The sequence below is a fragment of the Bordetella flabilis genome, from assembly GCF_001676725.1.
GTDB lineage: Bacteria > Pseudomonadota > Gammaproteobacteria > Burkholderiales > Burkholderiaceae_B > Bordetella_C > Bordetella_C flabilis.
The window spans coordinates 561,852-579,277 of sequence record NZ_CP016172.1 but is presented as its reverse complement, the minus strand read 5'-3'; the positions used below and the strand labels follow the sequence as shown (position 1 = coordinate 579,277).

The following is a 17,426-nucleotide window of genomic DNA, read 5'->3' as shown; positions in this document are numbered from 1 at the left end:
CCCGGATCCTCAGTAGTTGGGCGCCGACGGCGCAGCGGCCGGGCCCGTCGGTTCCTGCAACGCCGGCGCCAGGTCGGGCCCCAGCACCTCGCGGCCGTCGAAGACGAAGCACCGGCCGTTGAAGTGCGCGCCGCCGGCCTGCTCGAAGTACTTCAGGATGCCGCCCTCGAGCTGGTAGACATTCTGCAGGCCCGCTTCGGCCATATACAAGGCTGCTTTCTCGCAACGGATACCCCCGGTGCAGAAGCTGACCACGGTCTTGCCTTCCAGCTCGGCGCGGTGGGCCTGCAAGGCCGCGGGAAAGCGGCTGAAGCGCGGCAGCCGCCAGTCCAGGGCACCCGCGAAGGTACCGGCGTCCACCTCGAAATCGTTGCGGGTGTCCAGCATGACAATGGGGCGTCCGCCGTCGTCGTGGCCCTGCCCCAGCCAGCGCGCCAAGGTGGCCGGATCGACGCTGGGCGCCCGCCCCGCTTCCGGACGGATAGCCGGATGATCCATACGGATGATTTCGCGCTTGACCTTGACCAGCAGCTTGCGGAAGGGCACGTCCGCCGAATAGCTGAACTTCACGTCAAGGTCGGCGAAGCGCGCGTCCGCGCGCAGCCACGCCAGGAAGGCATCGGCGCCGGCCCGTGCCCCCGCCAGGAAAAGGTTGATGCCTTCGGTGGCGAGCAGCACGGTGCCCTTGAGCCCTTCGGCGCGGGCGCGCTCCAGGATACTTGAGCGCAGTGCGCCGGGATCGTCCAGGGAAACGAACTTATAGGCCGCGATATTGGTGACAGCAGACATGAATCAAAAAGGTCAATGGCCGACGACGCGTTGTTCCACCACCGTGTCGAGCACCCACTTGACCGGCGGCATGCCGGGCTGGGGGTCCGCCAACGGCGTTTCGACGATACGCAGCCGGTAAACGATGCCGGGACGATACTGGAAGCCCAGGATGTCGCCCGCCCACACCTGCCAGGGTTGGTTATCGCTGTCGCGCACCTGCAGGCACATGGGACGCATGGCCGTGGCGCCGCACGGCACCTGCTGCGCATTGACATAGACCAGCTTGGTCACGCCGCGTTCGCCGCCCGCGACCGGGTCGACGCGACGCGCGAAATCCAGGATATCGCCGTCATCGAGCGAGAGCGTCAAGCGCCGCGGGTTGCCGGTGTTATCGACGGCCGTCGCGCGGATGCGGGTCAGGGCGGACAGGAAGTCACGCTCCAGCGGCGCACGATCAGCCGGATAACACGCCATGCGCGTGGAAACCGGCGCGGCCGTCACGATGAGATTGCCATTCGCGACGGTGTAGTTGCTGGCGTAGTTGTTGCAGCCGGAAAAACCGGTCACGCGCAGCGCGGGACCTTCATGCGTAAAGCTGATGGTAATGGGCCTGTCGCGCGTCTCGTCGTGCGGCACCGGACGCAGGGTACCGCCCACGCGGGTCCAGCGCGCCAGCACCCAGCTCGTCTGGGCCAGGAAATCGGATGCATAGGCGGGCTGGTAGCGTGCCTGGGCCAGCTCGGTCTGCCGGGGCGTGGAACACGCCGTCAATGCGGCGGCCACGAGCAAGGCGCCGGCGACGCGGCGGGTTGGGGCGGGGAACGGCATGATAAGGCTCCAGGAACATCACCGGTCGGGCGAGCCGGGCCGGCGCGGGGTCGACCTCAGCGGTTGGTCGGCACGTCGGCGCCGCGCTTGAAGGTCAGGATGTCGCCATTTTGCACGTTCAGGCCCATCTGGCGCGGCGCGCCGCCACTGTCCAGGGTGAAACTGACGATATGGCCCAGCGAGGACAAGTACGCACGCTCGGCCGCATCCAGTTCCGGCGTCGGGCAGGACACGCGGCTGGACGACGGCACGGTGATGAACAACTTGCCGGCCTGCAGCCGGTAGGTACCGGAAAACTCATTGCAGCCGCCATAGCCGGACACGCGATAGTCGCGTCCCTGGGCCAGGAAGGTCAGGCTCATGGGCTGGCTCTGGCCAGCCGGAATCGTGCGGGGGCTGCCGTCCCTGGACGTCCATTGCACCAGGCGCCATTGCGTCTGCGCCAGGGAATCCGATGTGGTCGCGGCCTGAACCGCGCCGGGGCCGTGCGCCTGCGCCTGTCCCGTGGTCGTCGAGCATCCGGCCAATGCGGCCGCGGCAATCGCCAGCGCCATGCAGCGAGACAAGGAAAGAAGCGGCATCGGGTTTCTCCTGGATCAGCCCCGTCTGGGCAAAGCGTCTATTTTACGAGGGACGGCCTGGCGCTCGTCCCGACGATGCTTCATTGCGTAACGGGCCGCTGGCCACAGGCCGCGGGAGGGGTGTCGGCCGGTGTGTCCCCCCGGGCGGTGCGCTGGCGCAGGGCGGCGCCGACCGGTTGCAGGCGGTCGCGCAACAGTCGCGCAAAGGTATCGCCGGCGACCGTACGGTGGTGGCGCTTGGACCACAGCAAGGCGGTCACGCGCAAGGGCACCGGCTCGTAGACGGGTATCACCGCCACCGGGGCGGACGGGTCGATGGTGCTTTCCGGCAGCAAGGTGGCCAACTGGGACTGAGCGGCCAGTTCCATCATCAGGCTGATGGCGTTGGTTTCGCAGACGATATCGGGCGCCAGGCCGCGCTGGTCGAAATACTGTTCGATCAGCGCGCGCGTGTAATAGTCGCGCGTCATGAGCACCAGCGGCTCGCTGGCGAGGTCGGCCAGGCGCACCCGCTTGCGTGCCGCCAGCCGATGGCCAGCGCCGACGACCAGCATGAGCCTTTCCTTGAACAGCGGCTCCACGGCCGTATCCTCCAGGCGCGCGGGCACGAAGGCGATCCCGAGATGCAGCTCCCCGCTCGCGAGCTGCTGCTCGATCATGGGGGCCATCATTTCCTTCACGGTAAGCCGCACCGCCGGATAGGACCGCATGAATTCGGCGACGATGGGCGGCAGCAGCTTGCGCACGAAGGACTGGCTCACGCCGATATTCACATGTCCGCGCTGCAGCCCGTCCAGTTCTTCCAGCGCGGTGTAGCCGGCCGCCAGTTCGTCCAGGCTGCGCCTGGCATAGGCATGGAAAACCTGGCCTACCTGGGTCAGGCGGATGCGCTTGCCCGAGCGGTCGAACAGGGCCTTGCCGAGATGGGTTTCCAGTTCCGCGAGCTGGTGCGACAGCGTAGGCTGCGTGACGAACAGCTTCTCCGCGGCCTTGGAGAAATGCAGTGTTTCTGCAACGGCAAGAAAATACTCCAGCTGGCGCAGCTTGATTCCGGATTTGTTGTTCATGGCGGCAACGGCCCGGTGGCGTCCGGCTTGGCGGACAGGACGTAAGCGTAACCAATTATGGCCGGATTCGATGCAAGGAATAGAAATTCGGCATTGGACAGGCCCAGGGGGTATCCCTAGAGTGTCCGCCGCGAGATAAGCAAAACCACATTGAGGAGAGTGCTGTGCAGGCTTGGAAGAAATGTCGGCTGGCCATGAGCATGGCCGCGGTGGTAGCCCTGACGGCCGGCGCGATGCTGCCGGCGCATGCCGAGTATCCGGACCGCAGCATCACGATGATCATTCCTCTGGCCGCGGCCAGCGCGGTCGACAATACGGCGCGCCTGGTGGCCCAGGAAATGGGCAAGCTGCTGGGCCAGTCCATCGTGGTCGAGAACATTCCCGGTGCGGCCGGCGCCATCGGCGCTAACCGCGTGGCGACCGCCAATCCGGACGGCTACACCATCGGCGCGTTCAATGACAGCATCCTCACCATGGTGCCGAACCTCACCAAGACGCCCTGGGATCCGCTGACCAGCTTCGCCCCGGTGTCGCTGGTGTCCACGCTGGACTGGGGCCTGGTAGCCACGCCGGGCCTGCCCTACAAGAACGCGGGCGACCTGATTGCCGCAGCCAAGGCCGCGCCGGGCCGCATCGAATATGCCTCGGGCGGCATCGGCAGTCCGCAGCATATCGCCATGGCCTTGTTTGCTTTCAAGAATAAGCTGGACATGGTCCATGTGCCATACAAGGGCGCGTCGCCCGCCGCGGTGGGCGTGGCCAGCGGTGAAGCCAAGGTGGCTTTCCAGGCCCTGGCCACCGTCAAGGGCCTGGTGGACAGCAAGCGGCTTACGTTGCTGGGCGTGGCGTCGGACCAGCCCATCGCCGAAATGCCGGGCGTGCCCACCATCGGCGAGTCCGGCTCGCCGGGTTTCATCTTCTCGTCATGGTTCGTCGTCGTGGCGCCTTCCAAGACGCCGCCGGCCGTCATCGCAAAGCTGAACGCCACCATCAAGCAAGTGCTGCAGAATCCCGAGGTCCAGGCCAAGCTGGCCGCCCAGGGCGCCCGTCCGGTCGGCTCTTCGCCGGAAGAACTGGCCACGCGCACCAAGGAAAGCTACGCCGCATACGGCAAGCTGATCCGCGACAACAACATCCAGGCCGAGTAAGCGCCCGTCCGTCCCAAGCAGGTTCAGAAGCCATCCATGATTCATTCCATCAATCCGTTCGACGAAACCCGGCTCGCCACCTTCGACGAGCACGACGATGCCGCCATCGACGCCACGCTGACGCGTGCCCGTGCGGCGCAGCGAGACTGGCGCCGCACGACCCTGGCGCAGCGCCAGGACGTGCTGCGCCGCCTTGCCGGCGCACTGCGCGCCGACAAGGCCGAGTATGCGGCGCTGATCACCGCCGAAATGGGCAAGCCCATTACCGAGGCCATTGCCGAGGTGGAAAAGTGCGCGATCAACTGCGATTTCTACGCCAACGAGGCCGAACGCCTGCTGGCGCCCGAAGTCGTCGCCAGCAACGCCACCCATAGCAAGGTGGTGTTCGACCCCCTGGGAACGGTGCTGGCGGTCATGCCGTGGAACTATCCCTTCTGGCAGGTCATGCGCTTTGCCGCGCCGGCCATCCTCGCCGGCAACACGGCGGTGCTGAAGCACGCCAACAACGTGCCCCAATGCGCCCTGGCCCTGGCCAAGGTCTTCGACCGCGCCGACGCGCCGCAGGGACTGTTCGCCACCCTGCTGGTGAATTCGTCCCGGGTGGAGCGACTGATCGCCGACGACCGTATCGCGGCGGTGACGTTCACCGGCTCGACGCCCGTGGGCCGGACCATCGCGTCCCAGGCGGGCGCGGCCTTGAAGAAACAGGTGCTGGAGCTGGGCGGCTCGGATCCCTTCGTCGTGCTCGCCGATGCCGACATCGACCTGGCCGCGCGCACCGCTGTCAAGGCGCGCTTCCATAACGCCGGCCAGAGCTGCATTTCGGCCAAGCGCTTCATCGTGGAAGCGCCCGTGGCGGACGCCTTCGTCGAAGCCTTCCTGGCGCACACCCGTGCGCTGAACGTGGGCGATCCCCGCGACGCCAGCGTCGACGTGGGACCGATGGCGCGCGACAACCTGCGCGTGGACCTGGACAAGCAGGTGCGCGATTCGGTCGCCGCGGGTGCGCGGCTCCTGGCGGGTGGCGCGCCGCGCACCGGCAAAGGCTACTTCTACGCACCCACCGTGCTGGACCACGTCACTCCCGACATGCCGGCCGGCCGCGATGAAACATTCGGCCCGGCCGCCGCCATCATCCGCTGCAAGGATGCCGACGAGGCCATACGTATCGCCAACGATACCGTGTTCGGCCTGGGCGCCGCGCTGTGGACCGGCGACCTGACCCGCGCCGACGCCTATGCCCGTGAATTGGAAGCGGGCGCCGTCTTCATCAACGGCACCGTGGCTTCCGATCCGCGCCTGCCCTTCGGCGGCGTCAAGCAATCGGGATACGGACGCGAGCTCGGCAGCTACGGCCTGAAGGAATTCACCAACATCAAATCGGTATGGACCGGCCCGGCGCGCCAGGCGTAGCCGCGCATCGGCCACACAGCAGGAGTTCATCATGACCACATCCAACGCAAGCCAGGGAGCCGGCGGCAGCGACGCGCCCCAGCCGGGCATCTTCCGCCCCTCCGAACTGCAGGCCTACGAGCGCGGCGGCGGTGCACGCACCATCCCGCTTGTGACCGCCGGCGCGGGCGCCACCGCCTTCATCAACGGCATCACGGAATTCGCGGCGGGCGTCGCCATTCCGTTTCACAGCCACAATTGCGAAGAAAGCGTCATGCTGCTCGAAGGCGACGCCATCCTCGACATCAATGGCGAATCGCATCGGCTCAAGCCCCTGGACACGACGTGGATTCCACCCAATGTCCCGCACCGCTTCCGTAATATGTCCGACACCCAGCCGATGAAGATCCTGTGGATCTATGCGTCCATCCATGCGACGCGCACGCTGACGGAAAGCGGCGTGACCAATCCGGTCGCGCTGGAACATATCAAGCGCTGAGCCGCAAGGAGCGACGATGTTTCTGGAGATCGCCCAGATCGAAATCAAGGAAGGGACCCACGCACAGTTCGAGGATGGGGTGCGGCAGGCCAAGCCACTGTTCCTGCGAGCCAAGGGCTGTCACGGCGTCTCGCTGCAACGTTCGGTGGAATCCCCCAACCGCTATCGCCTTTTCGTCGAATGGGCCACCTTGGAAAACCACACGGTGGATTTCCGTGGCTCGGCCGACTTCGCCACCTGGCGCGAGCTCGTCAGTCCGTATTTCGCGGGGCCGCCGGCCGTCGAACATACCCGGTTGGTGGATCTCGGCTAGGCAAGGCCGGCGCCGCCGTTACCGCCGCGATACCCATAACGCCATGGCGCCGCCATGGCGTTTTTCATTGGAAGGCCGGAAACGTTCTGCGACGAACGGACTAACGATTTGTTTCTGACTAAAAGCTTAAACGAAACACGCCCGGTGATACGATCCTCCCCGATGTGCGAGGTAAGGCGTCGTCATCCACGGACCTTGCCAGTTATTCCCACGGCCATGGAAACCTACCCGTGCGCGACGCGTCCTCCCCCCTCCCGGCAGCCGTCCCCGCAGCATCCACCCTGGCCCGTCCATCGCCGTTGCTGTCCACGCTGGACGTCATGGCGCTGGTCGTCGGCATCGTCATCGGCGCGGGGATCTTCAGCGCACCCGCCCTCATCGCGGCCAACGCCGCCAGCCTCGGCCATATCCTGACGGCGTGGCTGGTCGGTGGAGTGATCTCGCTGGCCGGCGCGATGTGCTACGCCGAACTGGCCACCTCGCACCCCGATGCCGGCGGCGACTACCACTACCTGCGCAAGGCCTTCGGCGAGAAGATCGCGTTCCTGTTCGCCTGGGCACGGCTGACCGTCATTCCCACCGGCTCCATCGCCCTGCTGGGCTATGTGTTCGGCGACTACGCCACCCAGGTCTACAACCTGGGCCCGTATTCCGCCGCGATCTACGCGGCGATCACCGTGGTGGCGCTGACGCTCCTCAATGTCATCGGTCTGCGCGCCGGCAAGTGGACACAGAACCTGCTCACCATCCTGGAGGTGGGCGGCGTGCTGTTCATCATCATCGCCGGCCTCGCGCTGAGCGGACAGGGGACGGGCGGCGCCGTCACGCCCGCCACCCTGCCGACCGCGACCAACTGGGGCCTGGTGCTCATCTTCGTCATGCTGACCTATGGCGGCTGGAACGAAGCCGCCTACGTGTCGGCGGAGGTCGTGGGGCCCGGCCGTAACCTGCCGCGGGCGCTGCTGTGGAGCCTGGCCTTGGTCACGGTGGTGTACCTGCTGGTCAACCTCGCCTATGCCAAGGTGCTGGGCGTGGCCGGCATGGCGGCGTCCGATGCCGTCGCGGCCGATGCCTTGCGAGCCGTGCTGGGCGAAACCGGCGCACAGCTGATCAGCGTGCTGATCGCGATTTCCGCGCTGACCTCCGCCAATGCCACCATCCTGACGGGCGCCCGCACGACGTATGCGTTCGGTCGGGACGAGCCGATGTTCGCCTTGCTCGGCCGCTGGGATACGCGCCACCACACGCCCACCAACGCCCTGCTGGTCCAGGGCGGCATCGCCCTGGCGCTGGTGGGACTCGGCGCCGCAACCCGCAGCGGCTTCGCCACCATGGTGGAATACACGGCGCCCGTGTTCTGGCTGTTCTTCGTCCTGAGCGGCGCCGCGCTGTTCGTGCTGCGTCATCGCGAGCCCACGCGGCCGCGGCCGTTCAGCGTTCCTTTCTATCCGCTCACGCCCCTGCTGTTCTGCGGCACCAGCGCGTACCTGTTCTATGCCAGCGTGCGGCACACCGGCGTGGGCGCGCTGACCGGCCTGACGGTACTGGCCGTGGGGGCCATCGTGCTTCTGCTGCGCAGGCGCCCGGCGACGCCGGCCAGCTGAAGTTCCACCCGCTGTTCATCCACAGATCTTCAGGGAGCTGCAACATGACCACACTCCGGTATTCATGGGCGAAGGCATTGCTGGGCGTTGCATTGATGGCAGGTGCGGGCGCCGTGTCGGCACAATCGGCCGACACCGCCGCCAAGCCGCGCACACCCGATGTGATCTTCGTTCCGACCCCGCAGCCCGTCGTCGACGCCATGCTGAAAATCGCCAACGTCGGTCCCCAGGACGTGCTTTACGACCTGGGATCGGGGGACGGGCGTATCCCGGTTACCGCCGCCAAGCGCTTCGGCACGCAGGGCGTGGGCATCGACATCGACCCGCAACGCATCCAGGAGGCCAACGCCAATGCCAAGAGCGCCGGCGTGACGGACAAGGTCAAGTTCATCCAGGGCGACCTGTTCCAGCAGGACCTGTCGAAGGCGACGGTCATCAGCCTGTACCTGCTGCCGTCCCTGAACGTGAAGCTGCGGCCGACCTTGCTCAAGCTCAAGCCCGGCACACGCATCGTGTCGCACGCCTTCGACATGGGCGACTGGAAACCCGATCAGACGCTGAACGTCGATGGCCGCATGGTTTACTTCTGGACGGTACCCAAGCAGCAGTGAGCGGCGGCAGCGGGGGCGGCCGGTCGACGCGCCGGCCCGTTGGACACTATGGTGTCCAACGCATGCGCAGTTCCAGGGGGTCCTCGCCCACGACGACAAAGCCACATCGTTCATACAAACGGCGCGCGGGGTTGCCCTTCAGCACATCCAGTTCGATGGCGCAGCCCGCCTCGGCCGCCTGCGCCTGCAGGCCACGCACCAGCCGCCCACCCAGCCCCTCGCCCTGGCGATGCGGCGCGATCTGTACCTGCACCAGTTTCCAATGGGCGCCGCCGCGCGCAACCTTGAACAGGCCCACCAGGTCGTCTCCCTCGTACACCAACAGCGCGTCCTCCAGGCGGTAATTCACGCGCGCCAGGTTGGCGGCTTCGTCGCTGGGCGCGCCGGCGCGTTCAAGGTGCGGTGTCATCGTCGCCTGGCGCAAGGCCAGCAATGCCGGGACATCGGCCGGCGTCGCGGGCCGGAAAGACAGTACGGGGGAATCGGGCACCGGTTTCAATTTTGATCCAACCTATATTTCAAAACGCTTCCACCGAAACGTAAAGCATCCATGGATAGCGGTCTATCTAGGATATGCCTAGCCCGGCCGCGGATGGTCCCGCAGGACAATCAGGTAACGCGGCACGGGTATTCCATTGTCGTCCCAGAGGCGACTTTACGGAGGAGGAGCGTCTCATGCCCGAACTCATCGAAACCCCGTTCGCCGATCTGCACATTCCCTGCTCGCATGATGGACGCACCGTGCTTGTGCCGCTGCCGCCGCTTTGCGAGGCGATGAAACTGGATACCTGGGCAGAACTTGGCAGGCTCGGCAATGACCTGGATCTGCGCGACCTCATCAAGACGATATCCTTCCAGCCCGGCGCGGCCGCAATGCAGGCGTTGCCCGTAGGCGGCCTGACGCTGTGGTTCGAACGCCTCGCGCAAACGCATGACGATGTCGCCCTGCGGCACCGCGTGGCCATCCTGCAGCAAGAGGGCTTCGCAAGTTTGCTGGACCACTGGGTCGCGCTGTCGGGCAAGTGCCAGTCCGCCCCTGACGCGGCCACGCTGAAACGCCAGTTCCGCCGTCTGCAGTCACAGATTGCAGGTTTGTCGGATGCCTTGCAGCATGGCGCAACGGCCATCGAGCAGGAAATCCTGCGCGCGCAACTGAGCGAGCTGTGCCAGTTTCCCATCATGCCGCGCGCCACGACATCGCCGTTGCTGGAGCGGTTCTGGAACGCCGTGTTCGCCCGCCTGGTGAACGGCGCCGACATCAACCATGCGCGTCGCTCCGACCGGCTGCTGGCGTTGAACTTCCGGCATTTGGCCAGCGTGCTCGACGACGGCAAGGAGCCCATCGCCTTGACGCGCGAGTTGCGCACCGAACTCAAGAAAAGCCGCCAGCCCTATTTCCTGGGCGTGCGGGTCGTGAACAGCCGCATCGCGCACAAGAGCCTGCGCTGCTGGGTATTCAACCTGCATTAGGAGACTGCGCCGCAGACCGCGAGACGCATGCGCGGTTTCATGCGCCATGCGGAGGTCCGGCTGTCGCACGACCGCCGTGGCTTGTCCCGGGTGCCCTTCAGGTACCAGGAAACGCACCGATGCCGGCCCGCGCCGTGTGCGTCAGGCCGGCGCCAGCCCTTGCTTCTGCAGCGCGCGTAACACCGCGGGGCGTGCCTGCACACGCTCGTGGTGCTCGGCCACGCGGGCAAGGCCGGCCATGCCGGGTTGCAGCTTGGCGAACCAGCGCGCAATGACATACAGATAGGGATCGGCGACCGTGTACTGCTCGCCCATGACCCAAGGTCCGGCGAGGCGCTGCGCGTCGATCATGCCCATCTGTTCGGCGAAGGTATCGACCGCCTTGCTTTTCATGCTGGCGCGGCAGGCGTCGTCGTCCGACCAGCGGTAGGGCCGCGTGTAGTGAGCATAAGTGACGTGGACGCTGGAGGACAGGAAAGCATTGAAGGATTGCATGCGCGCATGGTCGAACGCATCGGCCGGGGCCAATGCCGCTTCGGGGAACGTAGCGGCGATGTAGGCCAGGATAGCCGGCACTTCGGTGAGCACGCCGCGCGGCGTTTCCAGCACCGGAACGCGGCCGAGGGGATTGAGGCGCAGGTATTCCGGCGAGCGCTGTTCCTGTCGATCGAAGTCGATGCGCTGGGCGTCGTAATCCGCGCCGGTTTCTTCGAGGGCAATTTGCACGGCCAGCGCGCAGGAGCCAGGCGAGTAGTAGAGCTTCATGGAGGACGGGTGCTCGATAGAAAGCCGGCGTCATGCCCGCGCGGACGCGGGTACGGGTGATCGCAACGATCACAATCTGCCCAATCCGCACCATACGCCGGGTATAGGGCCGTTGAATCTTAATCTGAATATTGGGTCGGGGGGGGTTTGGGTGGGTTGGGTTGGATTGGGTTTTTAAGGCCGTTCGGCGAGGGAGGCGCCTGCCGGCGCCGGCCCGGTCGGTCGGTCCGGCGCCCGGGCGCCGGACACCGCTACGCTCGCTCGTCCGGCGGCCGCTGCACGATGGTGTTCTTCTTTAGATCCGGGCGGCACGCCTCCCTTCGCGCCAGCTTGCTCGCCCTCGACGGGCCGGCGCCGGCAGGCGCCTCCCTCGCCGAACTCCAGCGTCTTGTAATCCAAGGTTGCCGCGACCGTCGGTGTTCTTCTGGCTTCGATCAACGGCGGGGGGTAGAGGAAGAGGTTGCAGTGCCCGCGACCGCACGGCCCCCAGCGGGCCGCGCGGTCGCTTACGCGGGTTGGGTTTGCGGCGGGTGATGGCGTTGTCGGTGCGGTTGCATCGGCTTGAAGGGGGTTTGCCGCTTCGATGGGAAGTGGGGGGTGGTGAAGATCTGCATTGCGCCAAAGTCGCGGCCCGCGGGGTCCGCTACTTTGCTTACGCGTTTAGGCTTGCGACCTGATAGGAGAATCGCACGTTGGCGGCCGGTTCGATGGCCCAGGCCCGAGCTCGCAGACGAGCCGGTGCGCGGCGACCATGGCCGCCTGGCGCAAGCGCGACCCTACATGCGACCGCCAGCGCTCGGGTCGGCGGATCGCCACCACCTGCTGCATTGCAAGCGCTTGATCCGTTGCAAGCACTTGACGCAGTGCCAGCCCCAGCGCAATACAAGCACCCCTGCATCAAGCATCCGCCGCGTTACAAGGCCGGCTGCATGTTCGGCAGGCGCGTCGCATGACCAGCACCCGCCGCACGTCGAAGCATGTATGCCGAAGTGCGGACCCCGCGGGCCGCACTTCGGCGGGCGCGCTCATCTCTTCCACCACCCCAGGCTGCGCAACGCAGCGGCAAGAACCCAGACCGTCGCAGCGGCCGTGGATGGAAGGCGCCGCAGTCCGGCGGGGCAGTCGCCTGCCGGTGCCGGCCCGTAGAGGGCGAACGAGCGGATGCCGAAGGTAGCCGAGCCGGCACCCCGCCAAAAAGAAACCCGCCATCGAACGGCCGGCGGACGAGGCGAGCGAAGTGGCCTGCGGCGCCCGCGCGCCGCAGCGCCCGACCGGGCCGGCACCGGCAGGCGACTGCCCCGCCGGACGGGACAAGAAAACCAATCCCGAATACCAGCAACGAACACCCCAATTCAGATAGCAGCAAACAACATCGCCTACCCGACCTCCGCGACTTCCCTCACTACGCCCTTGTCCAATAGCGCCTGGATCTGCGCGCCGTCGTAGCCATACTCTTCGAGGATCGCTCGCGTGTCCTCGCCCAGGCGGGGCGCGGCGCGATGGTAGTGTGCCGGCGTCGCCGAGAATTTGACGGGCATGCCAACGGTGCGAATTTCCCCCGCCTGCGGATGCTGTTGTGCCACCACCATTTCCCGCGCCAGCGTCTGTGGATGCGACAGCGCCTCGCCAATCGAATGCACCGGCCCGGCCGGCACGCCCGCGCGGTCGAACTCCGCCAGCCATGCGTCGGCCGGACGCTCGCGCAGGATCGCCGATATTGCCACGGTCAGTTCGTCGCGATTGCGCATCCGGTCGGCATTGCGCTGGTAGCGCGGGTCATCGATCCACTGCGGCTGGCCCAGCACCTGCGCGATGCGTGTCCAGTTCTTCTCGTTCGCGCCGCCGATGATGATCCACGATGTCGCGGTCGGGAATGCCTGGTAGGGTGCGGTCAGCACATGGGCCGAGCCGCTGGGACCCGGCGACACGCCCGATCCGAAATAGATTGCCGCGTGCCAGTACAACTGCTGCAGGCTCGCCTCCAGCAGCGACGTCTCCACGCGCTGGCCTTCCCCGGTGCGCTGCTTGTGCTGGTAAGCCGCCAGCACCCCGAACGCCGCGAGCAGGCCCGCGTTGATGTCGGCCACCGAATTGCCCGTCCGCAGCGGCGGGCCGCCAGGCTCGCCGGTAATCGCCATCAAGCCCGAGAACCCCTGTGCTATCAGGTCGAACCCGCCCTTGTCCGCGTAGGGTCCGGTGCTTCCATACCCCGACACGCTGCAATAGATCAGCCCGGGGTTCTCGCGCCGCAGGTCTTCGTAGCCCAGGCCCAGCTTCTCCATGGTCCCCTTGCGGAAGTTCTCGGTGATCACGTCCGCGTCGCGCAGCATGCGCAGCAACACCGCCTTGCCATCCGGGTGCTTCAGGTCGAGCGCGATCGCACGCTTGTTGCGATTCAGCATGAGGAACGGCATCGAAACGCCGTTCACCTCTGGATCGCGATACTGGCGCGCGTCGTCGCCGCCATCGAGCTTTTCCACCTTGATGACGTCCGCGCCCAGGTCCGCCAGCATCATCCCGCAGGTTGGTCCGGCCATGATCTGCGACAACTCGATCACCCGCATGCCCGCGAGCGCGCCGCCGCGTTGCGCCGGTAGGTTCTGTTCTTCCATGAAGGCTCCTGCCTGTTCGCGTGCGGCTTCAACGGCCATTGAATTGCGGCGTCTGCTTGGCCAGGAATGCGCGGTACCCGGTACGGAAATCCTCGGTGTCGAAGCAATCGAAGGCCTCGTCGCGCTCGGCGTCGGTCAGCGGCGCCCCGTTGATGATCCGGCGCACGAACTTCTTGTGCCAGCGCGCCACCAGGGGCGCGCCTGCCGCAATGCGCCGCGCCGTCGCCATGGCCTCGGCGGCAACCTGGTCATCGGGCACCACACGCGTCACCACCCCCAGACGCAAGGCTTCGTCCGCCCCGAAGATCGTGCCTTCCAGCAGGATGCCCAACGCCACATCCGGCCCGACCAGCCGCACCAGCGGCGACAGCTCGGAATAGGACATCACCAGGCCCAGATTCTTGATCGGCACGCCGAAGCGCGATCCGGTCCCGCAAATGCGCACATCGGCCAGGCTGGCGATCTCCATGCCGCCGCCGACGCAGATGCCATGGATCTGCGCGACGACGGGATGGCGGCATTGCCCGACCGCTTCGATCGTGCGCCGCATGATGGCCCCATAGGTTCGGGCCTGCACCGTATTCGAGCGGGAGGTCTCGAACTCCGAGATATCGTTGCCGGGAGAGAACGACTTCTCCCCCGCGCCGCGCAGCACCACGCAACGCACATCGTCATCCGCGGACAACGCCAGGAAGGTGTCGCCCAGCAGCCGCCACGCGTCCACCGTCAAGGCATTCAGCTTCTCCGGGCGGTTGAGCGTCACCGTAACGATAGGACCATCGCGCTCGGTCAGGATGGGCGTGTCGGCCGACGTGGCGTTCTCTGTCATGTTGTGCTTCCTAGGATGAACCGGTTCATTGCTTGGCCTGGGCCTTGGTCATGCCCAGGCTGCGGGTCAGCGTGCCGTACTTGGCCCACTCGTCCTCGACGTAGGTGCGAAAGGCGGCCGGCGTGTCGGGGCCGCCGCCGACATCCATGCCCTGGTCGGCCAGCTTGGCGCGCACCTCCGGATCCTTGAGCGTCTGCGCCAGGGCCTGATCCAGGCGATCCAGGATGGGAGCGGGCAACTTGCCCGGCGCCAGCACGGCGTACCACTGCACGACGTCCACCCCTTTCACGCCGGCCTCCGCCAGCGTCGGCACATCCGGCAGGCGTGGACTGCGTTCGGCGCTGGTCACCGCCAGCGGACGCAGCTTGCCTGCCTGGATCTGCCCAATGACGCCGGGCAGCGTGTCGAAATTGAGGTCGACCTGCCCGCCCAGCAGGTCCGCCACCGCCTGGCCGCTGCCCTTGTACGGCACATGGACCATCTCCACCTTCTCGATCTGCGAGAACCGCGCCGCCGTCAGGTGCTGGGGGCTGCCCATGCCGGAGGACGCGTAGGTCAGGCTGCCCGGCTTGGCGCGGGCTGCCTTGATCAGGTCCTGTACGGTCTTGTAGTCATGGCGGGTGGGATTGATGACCAGCACATTGGGCACCGTGCCGATGTAGCGCACGGGCGTGAAGTCCTTGATGGGATCGAAGGTGGTCGGCAGCACGTAGGGCGCGGCGACGCTGGACTGCATATTGGCCAGCAGCAGGGTGTATCCGTCCGGCTCTGCCTTGGACACCATGTCCGCAGCGATCAGGCCCGACGCCCCCGGCTTGTTCTCGATGACGATCTGCTGTTTCAGGATGGTGGATAGCTTTTGGGCCACGATACGGGCGGATACGTCTGTCCCGCCTCCGGGCACGAAGCCCACGATCAGGCGTATCGGCTTGTCGGGATACTCCGCGGCGGCCGTGCCGCCCTGTGCCACCGCGAACACGCTGGCCAGCACAAAAAGCGCTTGTCTCAACACGAGTTGTCTCCTTTGATGGGCGCCGCCCGTAACGGCTTGGTCTATGATTCGGGCAGACCTGGTATCCATTGGAATTTGATATTTGGTATACCAGACACCAGACTATCGCCAAACCTTGCGACGTACACCTATGGCAAACCCTGATTCCGCGCTCGCGATCGCCTTTCCTGCGGAGGGCCTGGCCATCCACCACCCCACGCTGCCCGCGGTGGTGGCGGACCGGTTGAGGCAGCTCATCGTCGACGGGACGCTGCGGCCCGGCACTTGGCTGAACGAACGGGATCTGTGCGACATGCTGAAGGTGTCCCGCACGCCCTTGCGGGAGGCCTACCGTATCCTCGCCTCGGACGGCCTGCTCAGCATCCAGCCCAAGCGCGGCGCCATGGTCATCGAGCTGTCGCACGAGGATATCGAGAACATCTTCGACGTACTGAGCGTGCTGGAGGGCCTGGCGATACGCCAGGCCGCGCAGCGCGCGAGCGACGCCGAACTGGCGCACATCGCGCAATTGCATCGGCGCATGCTGGACGGCTACGAGTCGCGCAATATCGGGGCTTACTTCGAGGCCAGCATGGGCACGCATATCGCCATCAGCCGGGCCGCGCACAACCCGGCGCTGGTCGCGAGCTACGATCGCCTGAACCTGCAAGTACAGGCGCTGCGCTACAAGTCGAACCTGGATCCGGACGAATGGGCTTCGGGGGTCTCCGACCACGAAGGCTTCGTCCAGGCCTTGCTCGTCCGGGACGGCGAACGCGCGGAAAAGCTGATCCGCGAACACCTCCGCGGCAAGAAGGCATACCACCTGCGGCAGTAAGGCCGGCGGTCCGCCTGGCGGCTCTGCCCCGAGCCGCCGCCCTGACCCACAACCCTCAGGCGCAGGGCGCGGGATGCCGGCGCGAACGCGTTCCGGCCTTCAGTATCTGGCTCGGCACGTCGTGGCCGATCAGCGCCGGCAAGGTTGCCGATACTTCCAGGATGCCGGCCAGGTCGACGCCCGTGTCATAGCCGTCCAGTTGCAGCATGTGCACCAGTTCTTCGGTGCATACATTGCCGCTGGCGCCCGGCGCATAGGGGCAGCCGCCGATGCCGCCCAGCGAGGCGTCGAAACGGTCGATGCCGGCGTCCAGCGCCGCCATCGTATTGGCCAGCGCCATACCGCGCGTGTTGTGGAAATGCAGGGTCAGCTCCAGCGTCTTGAACATTTCCCTTGCGCGGCGCGCCATTTCTTCCACCTGGCTGGGATACGCCATGCCGGTCGTGTCGCACAGGGTGATGCCGTCCACCCCGCGCTGGGCGAAGCGGTCCATCAACTCGTAGACCTCGTAGGGATCGATGTCGCCCTCCATGGGGCAGCCGAACACCGTCGATAGCGAAACATTGACCGCCACATGGCTGCCGCGCACCGCGTCGATCACGTCGGCCAGTTGCGCGAACGACTGGTCGCGCGACATCCGCAGGTTGGCCCGGTTGTGGGTTTCGCTTACCGACATGACGAGGTTCACCTCGTCGACCTTGCAGGACAGCGCGCGCTCGGCGCCGCGCACATTGGGCACCAGGGCGGTGTAGACCACGCCGGGCCGGCGTGTGATCTCGTGCATCACGATCTCGGCGTCGCGCAGCGCCGGAATGGCTTTCGGGGAGGTGAAGGAAGTCGCCTCGATCTTGGCGAACCCGCACGCCGACAACGCGTCGATGAAGCGAATCTTGTCCTGGGTGTCGACGAATTGCTGCTCGTTCTGGAAGCCGTCGCGCGGCGCGACTTCCTGGATGTGCAGCCGGGCCTTGCCGGGTTGCGGGGTGTCCATATGTCATCCTCCTGGGCAGTTTCACCGCAGTCTAGCAACGCACGCCCCGCCGCAGAATCGACGATTGATGATGGCGCCATCGCGCCACGCGATGGCAACACGGCGCGCGACCTCGC

18 protein-coding genes are annotated in these 17,426 nt (G+C 66.2%); 8 read left to right on the top strand and 10 right to left on the bottom strand.

The window, feature by feature from the left end; all coding sequences use genetic code 11:
- Positions 1–9 precede the first annotated feature (9 nt).
- From BAU07_RS02580 to cynR, 4 genes are all read right to left on the bottom strand, one after another.
- The gene (locus BAU07_RS02580; RefSeq protein ID WP_066653730.1) at positions 10–789 is read right to left on the bottom strand and encodes a sulfurtransferase; all 780 of its coding nucleotides are present in this window, start codon (positions 787–789) and stop codon (positions 10–12) included.
- A gap of 12 nt (positions 790–801) precedes the next feature.
- Positions 802–1,599 carry an META and DUF4377 domain-containing protein gene (locus BAU07_RS02575; protein ID WP_066653722.1) on the bottom strand — a complete coding sequence of 266 codons (798 nt, stop codon included), beginning with the start codon at positions 1,597–1,599 and terminating at the stop codon, positions 802–804.
- Positions 1,600–1,655: 56 nt separating this feature from the next.
- Complete coding sequence (locus BAU07_RS02570) at positions 1,656–2,180, bottom strand: META domain-containing protein (RefSeq protein ID WP_066653714.1); 525 nt, start codon at positions 2,178–2,180, stop codon at positions 1,656–1,658.
- 80 nt (positions 2,181–2,260) lie between these two features.
- Positions 2,261–3,247: a transcriptional regulator CynR gene (gene cynR / locus BAU07_RS02565; RefSeq protein ID WP_084025171.1), complete on the bottom strand. Its 987-nt coding sequence runs from the start codon at positions 3,245–3,247 to the stop codon at positions 2,261–2,263.
- A gap of 194 nt (positions 3,248–3,441) precedes the next feature.
- On the opposite strand from cynR, the gene BAU07_RS02560 reads away from it, so the two are divergent.
- From BAU07_RS02560 to BAU07_RS02535, 6 genes are all read left to right on the top strand, one after another.
- On the top strand, positions 3,442–4,395 hold the full coding sequence (locus tag BAU07_RS02560; protein WP_066664625.1) for a Bug family tripartite tricarboxylate transporter substrate binding protein: 954 nt from the start codon (positions 3,442–3,444) through the stop codon (positions 4,393–4,395).
- Between the two features lie 36 nt (positions 4,396–4,431).
- Positions 4,432–5,808: an NAD-dependent succinate-semialdehyde dehydrogenase gene (locus tag BAU07_RS02555; RefSeq protein WP_066653712.1), complete on the top strand. Its 1,377-nt coding sequence runs from the start codon at positions 4,432–4,434 to the stop codon at positions 5,806–5,808.
- A gap of 31 nt (positions 5,809–5,839) precedes the next feature.
- Positions 5,840–6,286 (top strand): cupin domain-containing protein, encoded by a 447-nt coding sequence (locus BAU07_RS02550; RefSeq protein ID WP_066653710.1) that lies wholly within the window; start codon positions 5,840–5,842, stop codon positions 6,284–6,286.
- A 16-nt stretch (positions 6,287–6,302) separates the two neighbouring features.
- Entirely contained in the window at positions 6,303–6,599 is a 297-nt protein-coding gene (locus BAU07_RS02545; RefSeq protein ID WP_066653703.1) for an antibiotic biosynthesis monooxygenase family protein, read from the top strand.
- 230 nt (positions 6,600–6,829) lie between these two features.
- Positions 6,830–8,203, top strand: a complete 1,374-nt coding sequence (locus BAU07_RS02540; RefSeq protein WP_066653697.1) for an APC family permease — start codon at positions 6,830–6,832, stop codon at positions 8,201–8,203.
- A gap of 44 nt (positions 8,204–8,247) precedes the next feature.
- On the top strand, positions 8,248–8,814 hold the full coding sequence (locus BAU07_RS02535; protein WP_066653689.1) for an SAM-dependent methyltransferase: 567 nt from the start codon (positions 8,248–8,250) through the stop codon (positions 8,812–8,814).
- Positions 8,815–8,860: 46 nt separating this feature from the next.
- Here BAU07_RS02535 and BAU07_RS02530 read toward each other — a convergent pair whose 3' ends face one another.
- Entirely contained in the window at positions 8,861–9,304 is a 444-nt protein-coding gene (locus BAU07_RS02530; RefSeq protein ID WP_066664618.1) for a GNAT family N-acetyltransferase, read from the bottom strand.
- A gap of 185 nt (positions 9,305–9,489) precedes the next feature.
- Here BAU07_RS02530 and BAU07_RS02525 point away from each other — a divergent pair, with 185 nt between their 5' ends.
- Positions 9,490–10,284, top strand: coding sequence for a hypothetical protein (locus BAU07_RS02525; protein WP_066653682.1), 795 nt, complete (start codon positions 9,490–9,492; stop codon positions 10,282–10,284).
- Between the two features lie 141 nt (positions 10,285–10,425).
- Here BAU07_RS02525 and BAU07_RS02520 read toward each other — a convergent pair whose 3' ends face one another.
- The 4 genes from BAU07_RS02520 to BAU07_RS02505 form a co-directional block, all read right to left on the bottom strand.
- Complete coding sequence (locus BAU07_RS02520) at positions 10,426–11,049, bottom strand: glutathione S-transferase family protein (RefSeq protein ID WP_066653674.1); 624 nt, start codon at positions 11,047–11,049, stop codon at positions 10,426–10,428.
- Between the two features lie 1,376 nt (positions 11,050–12,425).
- Positions 12,426–13,661: a CaiB/BaiF CoA transferase family protein gene (locus BAU07_RS02515; RefSeq protein ID WP_066664617.1), complete on the bottom strand. Its 1,236-nt coding sequence runs from the start codon at positions 13,659–13,661 to the stop codon at positions 12,426–12,428.
- A 28-nt stretch (positions 13,662–13,689) separates the two neighbouring features.
- Positions 13,690–14,490 (bottom strand): enoyl-CoA hydratase/isomerase family protein, encoded by an 801-nt coding sequence (locus BAU07_RS02510; protein ID WP_066653665.1) that lies wholly within the window; start codon positions 14,488–14,490, stop codon positions 13,690–13,692.
- A gap of 25 nt (positions 14,491–14,515) precedes the next feature.
- Entirely contained in the window at positions 14,516–15,502 is a 987-nt protein-coding gene (locus tag BAU07_RS02505) for a Bug family tripartite tricarboxylate transporter substrate binding protein (RefSeq protein WP_066653659.1), read from the bottom strand.
- Between the two features lie 130 nt (positions 15,503–15,632).
- Here BAU07_RS02505 and BAU07_RS02500 point away from each other — a divergent pair, with 130 nt between their 5' ends.
- The gene (locus tag BAU07_RS02500; protein WP_084025161.1) at positions 15,633–16,319 is read left to right on the top strand and encodes a GntR family transcriptional regulator; all 687 of its coding nucleotides are present in this window, start codon (positions 15,633–15,635) and stop codon (positions 16,317–16,319) included.
- A 55-nt stretch (positions 16,320–16,374) separates the two neighbouring features.
- Here BAU07_RS02500 and BAU07_RS02495 read toward each other — a convergent pair whose 3' ends face one another.
- Complete coding sequence (locus BAU07_RS02495) at positions 16,375–17,310, bottom strand: hydroxymethylglutaryl-CoA lyase (RefSeq protein ID WP_066653644.1); 936 nt, start codon at positions 17,308–17,310, stop codon at positions 16,375–16,377.
- Positions 17,311–17,426: the final 116 nt, after the last annotated feature.

Excerpts from the sequence above, each read along its gene's own strand:
- BAU07_RS02580 (WP_066653730.1), bottom strand. The coding sequence starts at position 789 with ATGTCTGCTGTCACCAATATCGCGGCCTATAAGTTCGTTTCCCTGGAC.
- BAU07_RS02575 (WP_066653722.1), bottom strand. The coding sequence starts at position 1,599 with ATGCCGTTCCCCGCCCCAACCCGCCGCGTCGCCGGCGCCTTGCTCGTG.
- BAU07_RS02570 (WP_066653714.1), bottom strand. The coding sequence starts at position 2,180 with ATGCCGCTTCTTTCCTTGTCTCGCTGCATGGCGCTGGCGATTGCCGCG.
- cynR (WP_084025171.1), bottom strand. The coding sequence starts at position 3,247 with ATGAACAACAAATCCGGAATCAAGCTGCGCCAGCTGGAGTATTTTCTT.
- BAU07_RS02560 (WP_066664625.1), top strand. The coding sequence starts at position 3,442 with ATGAGCATGGCCGCGGTGGTAGCCCTGACGGCCGGCGCGATGCTGCCG.
- BAU07_RS02555 (WP_066653712.1), top strand. The coding sequence starts at position 4,432 with ATGATTCATTCCATCAATCCGTTCGACGAAACCCGGCTCGCCACCTTC.
- BAU07_RS02550 (WP_066653710.1), top strand. The coding sequence starts at position 5,840 with ATGACCACATCCAACGCAAGCCAGGGAGCCGGCGGCAGCGACGCGCCC.
- BAU07_RS02545 (WP_066653703.1), top strand. The coding sequence starts at position 6,303 with ATGTTTCTGGAGATCGCCCAGATCGAAATCAAGGAAGGGACCCACGCA.
- BAU07_RS02535 (WP_066653689.1), top strand. The coding sequence starts at position 8,248 with ATGACCACACTCCGGTATTCATGGGCGAAGGCATTGCTGGGCGTTGCA.
- BAU07_RS02525 (WP_066653682.1), top strand. The coding sequence starts at position 9,490 with ATGCCCGAACTCATCGAAACCCCGTTCGCCGATCTGCACATTCCCTGC.
- BAU07_RS02520 (WP_066653674.1), bottom strand. The coding sequence starts at position 11,049 with ATGAAGCTCTACTACTCGCCTGGCTCCTGCGCGCTGGCCGTGCAAATT.
- BAU07_RS02515 (WP_066664617.1), bottom strand. The coding sequence starts at position 13,661 with ATGGAAGAACAGAACCTACCGGCGCAACGCGGCGGCGCGCTCGCGGGC.
- BAU07_RS02510 (WP_066653665.1), bottom strand. The coding sequence starts at position 14,490 with ATGACAGAGAACGCCACGTCGGCCGACACGCCCATCCTGACCGAGCGC.
- BAU07_RS02500 (WP_084025161.1), top strand. The coding sequence starts at position 15,633 with ATGGCAAACCCTGATTCCGCGCTCGCGATCGCCTTTCCTGCGGAGGGC.
- BAU07_RS02495 (WP_066653644.1), bottom strand. The coding sequence starts at position 17,310 with ATGGACACCCCGCAACCCGGCAAGGCCCGGCTGCACATCCAGGAAGTC.